Source organism: Chryseobacterium sp. KACC 21268 (genome assembly GCA_028736075.1).
Classification (GTDB): Bacteria; Bacteroidota; Bacteroidia; order Flavobacteriales; family Weeksellaceae; genus Epilithonimonas.
On sequence record CP117875.1, the window covers coordinates 780736 to 796857 of the forward strand.

16 protein-coding genes are annotated in these 16122 nt (G+C 37.8%); all 16 read left to right on the forward strand.

All coding sequences use genetic code 11. The features are described from left to right. Window positions 1-52: 52 nt before the first annotated feature. Window positions 53-1186 (forward strand): undecaprenyldiphospho-muramoylpentapeptide beta-N-acetylglucosaminyltransferase, encoded by a 1134-nt coding sequence (murG, locus tag PQ459_03715; GenBank protein ID WDF47601.1) that lies wholly within the window; start codon window positions 53-55, stop codon window positions 1184-1186. A gap of 49 nt (window positions 1187-1235) precedes the next feature. Next, a complete protein-coding gene (gene murC / locus PQ459_03720; GenBank protein WDF47602.1) occupies window positions 1236-2609 on the forward strand; it encodes a UDP-N-acetylmuramate--L-alanine ligase in 1374 nt (457 codons plus the stop codon). Continuing rightward, complete coding sequence (locus tag PQ459_03725; protein WDF47603.1) at window positions 2609-3133, forward strand: hypothetical protein; 525 nt, start codon at window positions 2609-2611, stop codon at window positions 3131-3133. The genes murC and PQ459_03725 overlap by 1 nt, the downstream gene beginning before the upstream one ends. Window positions 3134-3178: 45 nt before the next feature. Next, on the forward strand, window positions 3179-4177 hold the full coding sequence (locus tag PQ459_03730; protein ID WDF47604.1) for a cell division protein FtsQ: 999 nt from the start codon (window positions 3179-3181) through the stop codon (window positions 4175-4177). A gap of 113 nt (window positions 4178-4290) precedes the next feature. After that, window positions 4291-5685 carry a cell division protein FtsA gene (gene ftsA, locus PQ459_03735; GenBank protein WDF47605.1) on the forward strand — a complete coding sequence of 465 codons (1395 nt, stop codon included), beginning with the start codon at window positions 4291-4293 and terminating at the stop codon, window positions 5683-5685. A 113-nt stretch (window positions 5686-5798) separates the two neighbouring features. Beyond that, window positions 5799-7679 (forward strand): cell division protein FtsZ, encoded by a 1881-nt coding sequence (gene ftsZ, locus PQ459_03740; GenBank protein ID WDF47606.1) that lies wholly within the window; start codon window positions 5799-5801, stop codon window positions 7677-7679. 49 nt (window positions 7680-7728) lie between these two features. Beyond that, the gene (locus PQ459_03745; GenBank protein WDF47607.1) at window positions 7729-8085 is read left to right on the forward strand and encodes a four helix bundle protein; all 357 of its coding nucleotides are present in this window, start codon (window positions 7729-7731) and stop codon (window positions 8083-8085) included. Between the two features lie 55 nt (window positions 8086-8140). Then, on the forward strand, window positions 8141-8587 hold the full coding sequence (locus tag PQ459_03750; protein WDF47608.1) for a GatB/YqeY domain-containing protein: 447 nt from the start codon (window positions 8141-8143) through the stop codon (window positions 8585-8587). A gap of 434 nt (window positions 8588-9021) precedes the next feature. Beyond that, window positions 9022-9432, forward strand: a complete 411-nt coding sequence (locus PQ459_03755) for a BrxA/BrxB family bacilliredoxin (protein WDF47609.1) — start codon at window positions 9022-9024, stop codon at window positions 9430-9432. A gap of 189 nt (window positions 9433-9621) precedes the next feature. Continuing rightward, a complete protein-coding gene (locus PQ459_03760; protein WDF47610.1) occupies window positions 9622-10560 on the forward strand; it encodes a ribose-phosphate pyrophosphokinase in 939 nt (312 codons plus the stop codon). A gap of 43 nt (window positions 10561-10603) precedes the next feature. Then, window positions 10604-11245: a 50S ribosomal protein L25/general stress protein Ctc gene (locus PQ459_03765; GenBank protein WDF47611.1), complete on the forward strand. Its 642-nt coding sequence runs from the start codon at window positions 10604-10606 to the stop codon at window positions 11243-11245. Window positions 11246-11335: 90 nt separating this feature from the next. Next, window positions 11336-12154 (forward strand): choice-of-anchor J domain-containing protein, encoded by an 819-nt coding sequence (locus tag PQ459_03770; GenBank protein WDF47612.1) that lies wholly within the window; start codon window positions 11336-11338, stop codon window positions 12152-12154. Between the two features lie 88 nt (window positions 12155-12242). Next, window positions 12243-13760 (forward strand): GH3 auxin-responsive promoter family protein, encoded by a 1518-nt coding sequence (locus PQ459_03775; GenBank protein WDF47613.1) that lies wholly within the window; start codon window positions 12243-12245, stop codon window positions 13758-13760. Window positions 13761-14142: 382 nt separating this feature from the next. Then, entirely contained in the window at window positions 14143-14676 is a 534-nt protein-coding gene (locus tag PQ459_03780) for a hypothetical protein (GenBank protein ID WDF47614.1), read from the forward strand. Further along, the gene (locus tag PQ459_03785) at window positions 14676-15506 is read left to right on the forward strand and encodes a CsgG/HfaB family protein (protein WDF47615.1); all 831 of its coding nucleotides are present in this window, start codon (window positions 14676-14678) and stop codon (window positions 15504-15506) included. Before PQ459_03780 ends, PQ459_03785 begins: the two co-directional genes overlap by 1 nt. An 89-nt stretch (window positions 15507-15595) precedes the next feature. Then, on the forward strand, window positions 15596-15994 hold the full coding sequence (locus tag PQ459_03790; GenBank protein WDF47616.1) for a hypothetical protein: 399 nt from the start codon (window positions 15596-15598) through the stop codon (window positions 15992-15994). Window positions 15995-16122: the final 128 nt, after the last annotated feature.

Genomic DNA, 16122 nt, shown 5'->3' on the forward strand with positions numbered 1-16122 from the left:
ATGAATGACGATAAAAAACATTGGGATTTATTCCAATGAAAATTTAAATAAGATGAACAACAAAACAACAAACAGCCAAAAGCCAAAAGCAATCCGCGTTCTATTGAGCGGTGGCGGAACAGGTGGACACATCTTTCCGGCGGTTGCGATTGCTCAGGAAATCCAGAAAAGATTTCCTGATGCTGAGTTTCTGTTCATTGGAGCCAACGGAAAAATGGAAATGGAAAAAGTACCTCAAGCCGGATTCAAAATCGAAGGTTTGAACATCGCCGGATTCGACAGAGGAAATCTTCTCAAGAATCTCGGACTTCCATTAAAAGTGATTTCAAGTTTGTTGAAGGCGAAAAGAATCATCAAAGATTTTAAACCGGATTTTGCGGTTGGAACTGGTGGTTTTGCAAGCGGACCAGCGTTGTACATCGCTGCGAAAATGGGAATTCCAACTTTCATACAGGAACAGAATTCTTTGCCGGGAAAGACAAATGTTTTCAATGCAATGAAAGCGAAAGCAGTTTTCACGGCTTATCCTGATATGGAGAAATTTTTCTCAGGTACAAAAACCTATTTCTTAGGAAATCCAATCCGTCAAAACATCATCACAGATTTGATGGACAAAGATTTGGCTAAGGAAAAATTAGGTTTAGATAAAAATAAATTAACGATTCTTTCCGTCGGTGGTTCACTCGGTTCCAGAACTTTGAACAACGGGTGGAAGGATAATTTAGATAAATTAAAAGACAAGAATTACCAACTCATCTGGCAAACTGGAAAAACAGATTTTGCGGAGATAGCTTCTAGCATCCATCCTCCAGCTTCCATCCAGATTAGGGAATTTATCTCCGATATGGCTTTGGCCTATTCAGCGGCAGATGTGATAGTTTCCAGAGCTGGTGCAATTGCGATTTCGGAATTGGCAGTGGCGAAAAAACCGGTTTTATTGGTACCGTTTCCGTTTGCTGCAGAAGACCATCAAACCAAAAACGCCTTTACCTTGGTTGAGAAAAATGCGGCAAGAATGGTCAAAGATTCTGAGATGAAGGATAAATTCTGGAGTACACTTTCCGAGATTTGTGAGAGTGAGAATCTGAGAAATGAAATGTCAACAAATCTGGAGTTTTTTGCAAAACCAAAAGCAGCGGAAGGAATTGTGGATGAGATAATTAAAAATGTAAAAAGTAAAATGTAGAAAGTACATTGTACAACATACTTTTTACATTAATACAACAAATAAAAAAATGAGCATCTTAAATAAATATCAAAACTTCTATTTCATCGGAATCGGTGGGATTGGGATGAGTGCGCTCGCGAGATTTTTTCACGCGAACGGCAAAAACGTTTTGGGCTATGACAAAACTCCAACGAAACTGACGGCTCAACTCGGTTTTGAAGGCATTGATATTTCGTTTGAAGATGTGATAGATGAAAAAATCGTAGCGTTCGACAAAGAGGAAACTTTGGTGATTTACACGCCAGCAATCAAAAAATTAGCGATTCTGGATTATTTCGCCAGTGAAAGTTTTGAGATTTTAAAGCGTGCTAAAGTTTTAGGTTTAATTACTGAAAATACAGATTGCATTGCTGTTGCTGGAACACACGGAAAGACGACAACTTCCACATTGATTGCGCATTTGTGCAAGGAAGCAAATCTTCCGTCATCCGCATTTTTAGGTGGAATTTCCGAGAATTTCAAATCGAATTTTGACTACAATGGAAACCAGTTTTCTGTAGTTGAAGCAGATGAATACGACAGAAGTTTCCTGAATCTTTCACCAGATTGGGCTGTTGTAACCTCGATTGATGCTGACCATTTGGATATTTATGGTGACAGAGTTCAGATTGAAGATGGTTTTCGCCAATTCGCGTCTTTGGTTCCGAATGACAATCAGTTGTTTGTGAGAAAAGGAATTGCGATTGGCAGAGAGCATTTGACGTACGCGGTGAACGAGGAAGCGGATTATTACTCCGATAACTTGAGAATGGACCACGATAAAATCTACTTCGATTTCCACACACCAACGGAAGAAATCAATGATTTTGTTTGGGAAATTCCAGGAATTCATAATGTGGAGAATGCAACAGTTGCTTTGGCGATTCTCAGCAATTTGGGTGTTGATTTCGAAACCTTGAAGAAAGCAATCGCAAGTTTCAAAGGCATCAAGAGAAGATATACAAAACATATTTTCGATAACGGGAAAATTTATATTGATGATTATGCACATCATCCAACAGAACTGAACGCGGTAATTGGTTCCATAAAAACCTTTTATCCGACCAAGAAATTGTTGGTGGTTTTCCAACCGCATTTGTTCAGCCGAACGAGAGATTTTGCGGAAGATTTTGCAAGAAGTCTGGAAAAAGCTGATGACCTTTTGCTGTTGGATATTTATCCGGCAAGGGAACTTCAGGAAAATTTTGAAGGAATCACCTCAGCGTGGTTATCGGACAAAATTGAAATTGAAAACAAGAAAGTCTGCACATTACAGGAGACTTTTGAATTAATAAAAGAAAAGGAATTTGACATCCTTTTGACAGTCGGAGCCGGAAACATCGATACGCTTTATGACGGCATCGTGGAATGGCTTCCAAATATTGAAAAGGTGAGCATCTGATGAGATTAAAACTTTCCATATTAATCAGCATTTTGGTCTTCGGTTTTGCTTTTTCGCAGTCGAAAGAAGTGTTGAGAGTAGTGGAAAATATCAATCAATATTCAGAAGCAATTGATAAAGACCCAAAGGTCATTGAATATAAATTTGAAGTAAAAGGAAAGGACAAAGCAATCCTTTATCAATACTCAAAAAAGGGAAATGAGATTGTAAAGATTTCCCGAGAATGGAAGGGAGATAGTAATGATTGGTGGGAATTGTACAGAGATTATTTTCTATTAAAAAACGGAGAGCGGGTTTTTGCAATTCAAAGTATAACTTATACGAATATGTCCGATGCAAAGGACATCATTGGATGGAGTTCTACTTTCTGGATTGATAAAAAAGTAATTCATATGGTTTCTTTAGGCCACGGAAAATCTGAAATGGATGACTGGGATTATGAATTGGAATTGAAGGACGACTTCAATTATATGCTGAAAACGGTAAAGGAATTTGATAAAAACCGATTGGCGAAAATAAAATAATTAAAGAAAAAACTTAACGCAAAGACGTTAAAACCAAGATAAGAAATGAAAAATAAGTGGAGAATATTGAAGATACTCGTGACAGTGGTCCTTTTTGGATTTCTGCTCAGTTTCTCATTGAAGCGTTTCAACGATGCTAAGATGGAGAACGTGTCTATCAATATGAACCAAGGTAAAACACCGGTTTATTTTGTGGATGAAAAAGACATCAAAGAATTGGTGAAGCAGTACAATCCGACAAGAAAAATAGGCGATATCAATATTCCGGAATTGGAGAAGAAAATCAATCTGATTCCTTTTGTAGACAGCGCCAATGTTTATCTGAATCTGAATGGAAACCTGAATGTTGACATCAAACAAAGAGTTCCAGCTTTCAGATTGAACAAGGACGGAAAAGATTTCTACGTCGATGAAAAAGGCGTGGAGTTTCCTATTTCAAAAAACTTCTCACTGCCAAGTATGTTAGTAATGGGCGACGTGAAACCTTCGGAATATGAAGCGTTAGGAGATTTAATAGAGAAGATTGACAAAGATGATTTCAGCAAAAAATATTTCATCGGCATCACAAAAGAAAAAGAGGATTACAATCTCTTGACCAGCGACGGAAATTACAAAGTGGAAATCGGCGACCTCGATAATATCGATTTAAAAGTAAGAGGTTTCAAAACCTTTGTTGAGAAATATCTGGTGGACCAGAATACGCAGAAGTACAAGAAGATTTCATTGAAATACGATAATCAGATTGTCACCACGCTGAATCCTTATTTCAAAGAAAATGACAGCATTCTAAGAAATGCACCAAAAATTGAGTTGAAGACGGAAGATGGAAGTCAGAAGCTGGAAGCGAAAAAATCGGAATCCAAACCAGAAGTAAAAAAACCGGAACCGAAAAAAGAGGTTAAAAAAGCAGAACCCAAAAAGGAAACTGCAAAACCGAAAAAAGCAGAGAAGAAACCAGAAGCGAAGAAAGTTTCTACCAAGAAAAAAGAAACCGCTTCCAAAACAAGTGATAAAAAGAAAAAAACAAAAGTAGTTGTAGAATAAATATAAAAGTCTTTGATGAGTTTTACGTCTTTGCGAACTTAAAAGCATTGCAAGAATCAAAAAAAAACTTTGCGGACTTTGCGTTAAAAATAAAAAATCAAATCGAACATATAATGGAAAATCAAGAGTATTCAGTAGGTCTGGACATTGGGACAACCAAGATTGTCGCCATTGTCGGAAGACGAAACGCTCACGGGAAAATTGAAATTCTGGGCGTTGGAAAAGCAAAAAGTTTAGGCGTTCACAAAGGAATTGTCAATAATATTTCCCAAACCATCAACTCCATCAAGTCCGCTGTGGCAGAAGCACAATCCAGCGCTGGCGTGCCTATCACCAAAGTGACGGTTGGAATTGCAGGCAAACACATCCGTTCGCTTCAGCATTCGGATTATATTATGAGAGACCATCCGGACCAGTACATTACGGAGGAGGATATCGAGAAACTAAAAGACCAGGTGAAGAAGTTGGTGATGCTTCCAGGCGAAGAAATCATCCACGTTTTACCTCAGGATTATAAAGTGGATTCCGAAGGCGAAATCCAGGAACCAGTCGGGATGCACGGTAAAAGATTGGAAGCCAATTTCCACGTTGTCGTGGGACAAATGGGTTCTATCAGAAACATTGCGAGATGCGTTCGTGAAGCCGGTTTGGAAATGGAAGCCTTGACTTTGGAACCTTTGGCATCGTCCGAAGCGGTTTTGACTAAAGAAGAAAAAGAAGCAGGTGTTGCCATCGTTGATATTGGTGGTGGAACTACGGATATTGCGATTTTCAAAGACAACATCATCCGTCATACTTGCGTGATTCCTTACGGAGGTGGGATTATCACCGATGATATCAAGGAAGGATGTTCCATCATCGAGAAACACGCGGAGCAACTGAAAGTGAAATTCGGGTCATCTGTTCCTGAATTGGAAAAAGACAGCACTTACGTGACGATTCCAGGATTGCACGGTCGTCCGGACAAAGAAATTTCGCTGAAGGTTTTGGCTCAAATCATCAATGCAAGGGTTGAAGAAATTCTTGAAATGGTGAATACCGAATTGAAAGCCTACGGCGCATTCGAACAAAAGAAAAAACTGATTGCCGGAATCGTTTTGACAGGCGGTGGTTCCAATTTGAGAAACCTTCGTCAGTTAGCAAACTACACAACAGGTTTCGATAGCAGAATTGGTTTTGCTAATGAATATGTGGCAAACGATAAAAATCAATATTTGAAAGGTCCGGAATTTGCAACTTCCATCGGTTTGTTAATGGAAAGTTTGAAAATCCGCGACAAGAAAATGCTGGTAACAGAGGAAGAAATCATTGAAGAATTGAAACCTCAAATCGAAAATGCAATCCAAGCGCAGACTCAGACTCAATCTCAGGAAATTCAAACACCTCAAGTTCAGAATGACATCGTAGAGATGGCGAAACACAAAGCAGAAGTGAAGAAAAACCGACCAACCTTCGGACAATCATTAATGGACAAAGTCAAAAAATTCTTTGAAGAAGTAGAAGAGTAACTATAAATGATGAATGATAATTGATAAATGATTTATGCAAATGCAAAGAATCGATTATCATTTATCAACTATCGATTATCATTAACCTATCAACTATAAAAAAACATACCATTATGGACAATATATCAAATACACAAGGTTTTTCCTTTGACCTACCAAAAGGGAATTCTGCCATCATCAAAGTAATTGGTGTTGGTGGCGGTGGAAACAACGCTTTGAAGCATATGTACGAGAAAGGAATCTACGGCGTAGATTTCGTAATCTGTAATACCGATGCACAGACTTTGGACAACAATCCGGTTTCTAACAAAGTACAGTTAGGAATCTCAATGACAGAAGGTCTTGGCGCGGGTGCTGACCCAGAAGTTGGAGAGAAAGCGGCGATTGAAAGCATCGACGAAATCAAAGCGGCGATGGGACAAAACACCAAGATGGTTTTCATCACTGCCGGAATGGGCGGTGGAACGGGAACTGGTGCGGCGCCTGTGATTGCAAAAGTAGCAAAGGAAATGGGAATCCTGACTGTAGGAATCGTAACCGTGCCTTTTAGTTTTGAAGGAAAAAGAAGATTGGACCAAGCTGAATTGGGTCTAGATAAATTAAGAAATAATGTTGATTCCCTGATTGTCATCAATAATGATAAATTAAGACAACAATTCGGAAATCTTGGTTTCAAACAAGGTTTTTCCAAGGCCGATGAAGTTTTGACCAATGCGGCGAAAGGAATGGCAGAGGTGATTACAGGTTATTTCGATGTCAATATCGATTTCCGTGATGCAAAATCTGTCCTTCAGAATTCCGGAACAGCATTGATGTCAACCGGCGTTGCAACTGGCGAGAAAAAAGCGGAAGAAGCAGTGAAAAAAGCGTTGGATTCTCCATTGTTGAACGACAACAAAATCACGGGAGCGAAAAACGTTCTATTGTTGATTAGAAGTGGTGTTTCTGAGGTGACGATGGACGAAATCGGAGTAATTATGGACTATATCCAAAAAGAAGCTGGTCACACGGCTGATATTATTTTTGGAGTTGGAACAGATGAGGAATTGGGCGATGCAGTAAGCGTTTTGGTCATCGCAACTGGATTTTCTAATGATGATAAAAAGCACACAGGAACAACAGAAACGATTAAATATTCTTTGGACGACAGACCAAATTCGTTTTCAAGAAACAGAGAATCCCCTTTCAAAAGCAGACTTCAGGAAGAGTCAAAACCTCAGCCTGAATCTGGAAAGAACTTTTTTCGTCTAGAAGATGAGGATGATTTCGGAACTTCCAATTTTCCAACTAATTCTTTAGTAGAAAGTTTGGTGGAAGAAGTGGAAACGGAAACTCAAATCATCGAGAATGAGGAAATCGTAGATTATTCTAATGATTACAACGATGGAAAGCAGGAGTACAATCTTTTCAACTTTGAAGATGATGCAAATGACGACTTCGATTTGGAGCCACAATCATTCACTTTCGAAGTAGAGGACAAGCCAAAAGCGTCTTTCAAAACTGAAGAAGTAGAAAAACCGGTTGAAGTCACTTTCACCATCAACGAATCTCCAGCAGAAGAGGAATTTCCTGTCATCGAAAAGCAAGTCATTTCCGAAGTTAAAGAAGAAATCGTAAACGAGGTTGTCGAAGAAAAAATCGAGGCACCAAAAGCTAACAATTATTCTTTCACATCAGAAGTAAAAGAAGAAATCGTTGAAGAGAAAAAACAAGAGCCAGTTCAGGAAACTGAAGGTGGATTCACTTTCTTCAACAAAACTTCCGACACAGCTTCAAAGGCGATGGACAGAAGAAACAAGTTGAAAGAATTCAATTCCCGTTACCAACAATTGGACAATGAGAATGTTTTCGAAACAGTTCCGGCGTTCAAAAGAAAGAACATCATCATCGATGGCGCCAACGCATCAGACCAAAACATCAACACATTTTTGTCTGACAATAACGGAAGTATGCAACTGAGAGAAAATCGTTTTCTTAATAAAGATGTAGATTAGTTTTAATGTAACAATGTAATAATATAACGGTGTAACAATTAATAAAATAATGATAAATTTTGAAAATAATCCGTTAATCCAAAAGACAGTAATATTCTCTTTAGATATCATTGAATTCTGCGAACTTTTAGAAGAAAAAAGGAAATTTGTTATTGCAAAACAATTATTACGTTCTGGAACAAGCATTGGCGCAAATTCTTTTGAAGCTCAAAATCCACACAGCAAAAATGACTTTATTAATAAAATAAAAATTGCTGCCAAGGAACTTGAAGAAACTAAATATTGGTTGTACTTATGCAAACATTCCAAAAGCTATCCTTTTGATGAAAAATTGGAACAGCAGATAATTGAAATCGGAAAAATAATATACAAAATATTAAGTACAAGCTTAAATAAAGATAAATAACTGTAGCTGATATATTGTTACATTGTTAGACTATTAAATTGATAAATTGAAAACAATGAGTTTAGAACTTACCATAAACGACGCGATAAAAACCGCAATGAGAGAGAAAGACAGAGTTGCTCTGGATTCTCTACGTGCTGTGAAAGCGCAAATATTATTGCTGAAAACAGAAGCCATTGGAGCTGAAGTTTCAGCAGAGCAGGAAATTGCAATTTTGCAAAGAATGATAAAGCAAAGAAAGGATTCCTACGACCAATTTACGGCTCAGGGAAGAACGGACCTTGCGGAAGTAGAAGAAGCGCAATCCAAAGTGATTGAGAAGTTTCTTCCACAACAGATGTCTGCAGAAGAATTGGAATCAGAAATCAAGAAAATCATTTCTGAAACCGGTGCAGAAAGCATCAAAGATTTAGGAAAAGTAATGGGCGTTGCTTCCAAAGCATTGGCCGGAAAATCAGACGGGAAAAGTATTTCCGGAATGGTGAAGAAGTTACTTTCTTAAGTTGCTGGAAGCGGGAAGTCGGATGTCGGAAGCTATCTTCCAACCTCCATCCTCCAACTTCCAACCTAAAAAGGATATACAGAATATGCATATCGATTTGATTTGAACCCAAAGTCTTAGGATTTTGGGTTTTTTGTTTATATTTTCCGTTATTTTTTAAATTTTTTATTTATCAGATTTCATATACAATTTAAGATAAAAACTTAGCGACTTTCAAAACATCAAATTCATAATTCTTACCCCTTTGCGTTAAATTTTCCACACGACGCTTTAAAGCAAAAAGCCATTCGCCGTAAGTCATTTTCCTGTCAAAATGGCTCAATAGATTTTCGGAATGGTTTTAATAGAATGAAAGATGAGCCAAGCAAAATAATTATGATTAAATTTGCAACTCAAACGAAACTTTGAACGTTAAACTTTTAAACAAATCAATTATGTATCCAGCAGATTTAGTATTGCCAATGAAGGCAGAACTTACAGATAAAGGTTTCCAAGACCTTACAACACCAGCAGAAGTTGACTCGGCACTTAAACAATCGGGAACAACTTTATTAGTAATCAATTCAGTTTGTGGATGTGCGGCAGGTGCGGCAAGGCCAGGCGTTTTGTACTCTTTGACAGGCGAGAAAAAGCCAGACCATTTGGTAACAGCATTTGCGGGATTTGATACGGATGCAGTTGCTGAAGCAAGAAGATTGCTAGCGCCGTTCCCTCCAAGTTCACCAGCTGTTGCACTTTTCAAGGACGGAGAATTGGTCCATATGTTGGAAAGACACCACATCGAAGGTAATCCTGCAGGCGCAATCGCTGCGAATCTTCAGGCGGCTTTCGACGAATATTGCTAAAAATAGAAAGACCAAGACAGAAATGTTTTGGTCTTTTTTTATGAAATCGTTTTCAGGATTTTTGATAAGATTCAATGATAATAGGCGATTCAAAATCATTTCTTAGAAAAAATAAAAATCTATTGATGAAAAGTTCGGAAATAGGCTTTCAAACTTTTCATTATTTTTTAAATTTGCAAAAAAGTAAAAATGTCAGATCAAGCAAGTTATTTGTTTTCTACCAGAACCAGCCACGAGTTGGCGGAAAAAATCGCTCAGGCTTATGGGCAACCATTAGGGCAAATCAATATTCAGCATTTCAGCGACGGAGAATTTGAACCTGTATTGGAGCAATCTGTAAGAGGAGCACGCGTTTTCCTTATTGCATCTACGTTTCCTCCAGCGGACAATCTTTTGGAATTGTTATTAATGATAGACGCTGCGAAAAGAGCTTCTGCCAAAAACATTACCGTTGTGATTCCTTATTACGGATTGGCAAGACAAGACAGAAAGGACAAACCACGCGCACCGATCGGAGCAAAGTTGGTGGCCAATCTTCTGACGGCGGCCGGAGCTACAAGAATTATGACAATGGATTTGCACGCAGATCAGATCCAAGGGTTCTTTGAGATTCCGGTAGATCATTTGTATGCTTCTACGATTTTTGTGAAATACATCCAATCTCTGCAACTCGATAATTTGACGATTGCATCACCAGATATGGGCGGTGCGAAAAGAGCGAAGAATTACGCAGGACATTTAGGCGCTGACGTTGTAATCTGTTATAAAGAAAGAAAAAAGGCCAACGTTGTAGAAGAGATGTTTTTGATTGGTGATGTTAAAGATAAGAACGTGATTCTGATTGATGATATGATCGATACTGCCGGAACACTTTGCAAGGCGGCAGATATCCTGATGGCAAATGGTGCAAAATCTGTAAGAGCAATGGCAACTCACGGTGTACTGTCCGGAAAGGCTTATGAGAATATCGAAAACTCTCAGCTTTTGGAAGTGATTGTCACAGATTCTATTCCTTTGAAAGAAGACAGATCTTCGAAAATCCGTGTTTTATCTTGTGCAGAATTGTTTGCAGATGTGATGAATATGGTGCACGAGCACAAATCTATCAGTGAGAAGTTCATTATCTAAAAAAAATTAATATCTTTGCACCCTTAAAATAATTTTATACAAAATGAAATCAATTACAATTCAAGGTACAAAAAGAGAAAGCGTGGGCAAAAAGTCTACTAAAGCTTTACGTGATGCTGAATTAGTTCCTTGTGTTGTTTACGGAGGTGGCGAGCCATTGAACTTCTCTGCATTGGAGAAAGCATTTAAAGGTTTGGTTTATACTCCCGAAGCACACACGGTATCTATTGAGGTTGACGGACAGGTAATTCCTGCAGTTCTTCAAGATATTCAGTTCCACCCAATTACGGACAAGATCATCCACGCAGACTTCTACAGATTGTCTGATGATAAGCCAGTAGTTATGGAAGTTCCAGTAAGAGTTACAGGTCGTTCCAAAGGTGTAGTTGCCGGTGGTGTTCTTAGACAAACTTACAGAAAACTAAAAGTAAAAGCTATCCCAGCTAACTTGCCAGACGAGATCGTAGTAGATATTACTGCTCTTAAAATTGGTAACAAGTTCTATGTAGAAAGTCTTAAAAATGACAAATATACATTCATGCACCCAGACAATGCAGTTATCGTAGCTGTTAAAATGTCTAGAAATGCTAGCAAAAATGCTGCTGCAGCAATGGATGATGACGATGAAGAAGAAGTAACTGAAGGTGGAGCAGAAGCTACTACTGAAGAAACTTCTGCAGAGTAATTAGCAATCTCTACAAATAATATTAACCGTCTTGTTTCCTAACGAGGCGGTTTTTTTATATATTTACATTACTAATTAAAATTATCATTTATGAAAAAACTTTTATTTTCTATTTTATTGGCCTCTGCTATGGCGAATGCACAAACATCTATTTACAGTGAAGGCTTTGAAGAGATGACTTCTCTACAAGATGCAGGATGGACTTTGTACAACGATGCCAATACGCCTTATGGAACCTATGCCACTTTGTTTACTGAGGCTTGGACATTAGTAAACTGGCAAGTTGAGAGTGGAAATTCGGTAGCTTCTTCTCCTTCTTGGTTTACCACAATTGCACCCGCTGACAGATGGTTGATTTCACCTGCAATTACGATTCCTGCCAACTCTACAGTTGCGCTAGAATTCTTTGCGCGATCTCACGATGTCAGTCCTTATGATGATGGATTCAAATTGAAGATTTCTACCACAGACACAGCTAAGACATCATTTACAAATGTTCTTACTGTTGCCCACGCTTCTAATGCTCCTATTGCGACTCTTAACCCTTACCAGGCTGATCTGTCAGCTTACGCAGGTAAGACTGTATATTTAGCTTGGGTAAATGATTATACCAACGGAAATGTGCTTAGTATTGATGATGTTGATGTTGTAACTACTCCATTGGCCGTAAGTGATGTGGATAAGAAAGATTTTACATTATATCCAAACCCTACAGCGGATTATTTTACAATCAATAATTTGAATAATGTTGTGTCTGTTAAAATATATGATATATCAGGAAAAGTGGTGAAGTCAATTTCTGGATCTGCTGATAACAAATTTGATGTTTCCAATCTAGAAAAAGGAATTTATACTGTTTCTATTGAGTCAAAATCAGGAACTGTAAGCAAGAAAATCATTAAGAAATAATTCAGAAAAAAATATTTCTATCAAAGGCATTTCAATTCGAAATGTCTTTTTTTATTTCCATTCCCAAAAATTGTTATATTTGTGGAGAATGGCAACCAAAGCTTTATTTAATTCTGTCGTCAATTGGTTTATCCGTCAGCGGATAGATCAGATCGAACATTTCAAAAAATATCCTACGGAAACTCAGGAAGGACTTCTGTTTTCCCAAATGTTCTATGCAGAAGATACGGAGTATGGGCAGAAGTACGGATTCAGCTCTATATCAAACTACAAAGATTTCCAAAAGAAAGTTCCAATTGTTTGCTACGAAGATTTCGAGCCTTACATAGAAAAAGCAAGGCAAGGACAGAAGGATGTCTTTTGGCCAGGTGTAATCAGGCAATTTGCAAAATCTAGCGGAACCACCAATGCAAAAAGCAAATACATTCCCATCACAGACGAAAGTTTGGAAGATTGCCATTACAAAGCAGGGAAAGATCTGGTTTCAATTTATGTGAACAACCATCCGGAAAGTGCCCTTTTTCAGCATAAAAATTTGAGATTAGGCGGAAGTGCGGAAATGTATCAGGATTTCAATACGAAATTTGGGGATCTTTCGGCAATCTTAATTGAGAATCTTCCATTTTGGGTAGAGATCATTAATACGCCAAGCAAAAAAACCTCCTTGATGTCCGAGTGGGAAAGTAAGATGAAAGCCATAATTGGCGAGGTAAAGAATGAAGATGTGGGAAGTCTCACAGGCGTTCCAAGCTGGATGATGGTTTTGCTCCAAAGGACTCTGCAGGAAACAGGGAAAAATTCTCTGTCCGAACTATGGCCAAATCTGGAAGTTTTTTTCCACGGTGGCATTAGTTTCAAGCCTTATAAAAGTCAGTACCAAGACATTGTTGGTAAAAATATCAGGTATTACGAGATCTATAATGCTTCCGAAGGCTTTTTCGCCATCCAAGATCAGGCAGGAAGCGATGAGATGCTCCTGATGTTGGATTACGGTATTTTCTATGAATTCATTCCAATGGATCTTTACAACAATGGAGTTCGAGAAGCGATTCCAATTTCTGAAGTTGAGATTGGCAAAAATTATGCTGTTGTGATCACTACCAACGGCGGACTTTGGCGTTATTTGATCGGCGATACAGTCAAATTTACATCCACAAGTCCTCATCGAATCAAGATATCTGGACGGACCAAACATTACATCAATGCATTTGGGGAAGAGCTGATGATCGATAATGTGGAAACAGCACTCAAAACAGCTTGTGAACAGCTGGAGGCAAGTGTCTCTGATTACACAGGCGCTCCGGTTTTTATGACCAATAGTAGCAAAGGCTGTCACGAATGGATTTTCGAATTTACCAAAAAACCACATTGCATCGAGCAGTTCACAAAAGTATTTGATAACACTTTGAAAGCTTTGAACTCAGATTACGAAGCTAAAAGATACAATGATATTACTTTGAAGGCGCCAATCGTGCATTCTGCAAAGCCCAATCTTTTTTACGAATGGATGGCAAGCAGAGGAAAACTTGGTGGACAAAATAAAGTACCAAGACTAAGCAACGACCGAGAATACATCGAGCCTTTGCTAAAGTTGAATGAGAATTAATTTTCATTCCAGATTTTTTAGCCTGTATTTTCTCAAATTTTCTCTTTGTTTTTACTGAAACAAATTATCCCGTTTTTTAGTTTACTTAAGCTAAGTATTTGCGATTTCTAAAAATTAAATAGTTGTTAGTATTTAATTATTTTTTATAATAAAGTTAAATTGAATGGTTTTTATTATTAATAATTCAAAAATAATAATATATTTAATTTTAAATTAAATATATTAAAAATTATATTTTTACATATTATTGTTCTCTTTTTAATTTATAATTATTAATAAATGATTGTGTATTTGTGAATATTGAAAAATTTATTTTTTCAAAATAGATGTTTATTCAATAAAATTATTATTTTTGAAATAATTAATTTTAAAAAATACAACTATGAAAAAATTGTTAAGTGCAGTCTTGCTTATTGCAAGCTTTGTTTTTACAATGGCTCAAACTTCAAGAGAAGAATTTAAAGCTTCTATGGAAAGAGTGGAAAAATTAGGTAAGCTATCTGCTCCGAAACAAACGAGTGTGGCAACATTGGACAATGTGAATTCCGAGATTGGAAATTCTGCCAAAGAAGCAATGTCTATCACGCCAATTCTTCAAAATCTTTATTACAGGTCAATCGGTCAAACTTCGGATGGGGTGACAGATGTCAAAGTGAAAAAGCCGTCGTTGAAAGAGTGTGAAGAATTGGCCGCGAGAATTTTTTCTCAATCTCAAAATCTCAAAACCATTACTTCTAATTTAACTTCCGTATCATCAGAATCTATGGCGGTGACGAATCCTTTGAAATTGGCAAAAGTAACCTCCGCTGTGAAGTATGCGAAAACAGCTTCTAGCATCTTGGGAGAAGAAACACTTTTCCAATCCAAAGCCATCAAAAGCATTATTCAGACTGTTAAATCTTCTGGTAATTTATAATGAACAAAAAGTTTCTAATCCTACTGATATTCTTTTCCTTCAGTAGGATTTTTGCTCAAAAAGACGATAGGATTGTAGTGGGTGTTACAGCATTTACTTCTGACGAAAGCCCAAGATACGTGGGCTTGGTTACAGAAAAAGTGGTGGAAATGCTGACCAATGCCAAACGTTTCCGAGTGGTGGATAGAACCAGTTCCGACAGAGTGCGGGATGAATTGGAACTTCAAAAGTCCGAAGCTTTTATAGATAGCAAAAATCTTGTGGAACAAGGTGCAAGTATGGCCGCGGAAAAAATCATTACTGGACACATCACCAAGATTCCTGTTTATGCAATGAAAAATTCTGTAGGAACGGTGACTGGCTATAAGGCAAGTGTTGCTTTCCAGATGAAGATTGTAGATGTGGCAACGGGACTTAGTACAGACGCTACCAGCTTCGAAGGGAAGGCGAGCGACCTGATGATGTCTCCGGAAAGTGCCGTGCAACACGCAATGAAATCTATCCAGACAGAAATCAACCAATATTTCAAAACCAATTTTCCGCTTCAGGGCAAAGTGGTGAAACTGCTTTCTTCTGATGATAAAGTGAAAGTTCTTTTGAACATCGGAAAAAACGGTGGCGTGAATGTCGGTGATAAATTGACAGTGGAGACAATAGAAATGATTGAAGGACAAAAATACCCTCAAAAGATTGGCGTATTGGAAGTGACAAGCTTGGCGGGCGAAAACCTGAGCGAGGCAGTTGCTAATGACAAAAAATCTGGCCAGGCAATCACAAAAGCAATATCCGAAGACAAAAAACTGGAATGCACTTTTATTAATAAAAAATAAAATTTTATTAAGTACAACAAACATCAGATAACCTTGTAAGAGTCCGCTCGGCAAGGTTATCTATTTATATCAAAAAAACACAAAATTCTATGAAATTCCTGAAAATATTATGCATCGTTGGGGCATTTTTGCTTGTTGGTTGTGTGAACCGGAGCAATATTTCCAACATCCAATTGATAAGTTACGATGAGAGTTCCATCACGGTAGATGCGGACGCAACGCAACCGGAATATGGCGCCATTTACCATCTTCTTTTCCGAGGTTTGCCGAACAGCAACCAAACGGTTCCCATCATTTCAACATCTGAGGAACAGACCAAACAGCAGTTTCCTGCATATTTCAAAACTTTTATCGATAACAAAAGATATCAGACCTTTATTACATCGTCTACCAAAAACTCAAACGGAAGCAGAAGGATTGTCATCAATACAAAAGCTTTGAAACAAGACCTTGAGCAAAATTCTATCATTAGAAAATTTGGGTATTAAATAGTTGATATAATAATGATTACATATTTGATATTGTGTGATTTGTCAAACTAAAATTCTGGAAAAATTAAATAAATGGGCTATCTTTTTATAATTCTGCCACTTGCTATTCTCGGTGGATTTGCGAT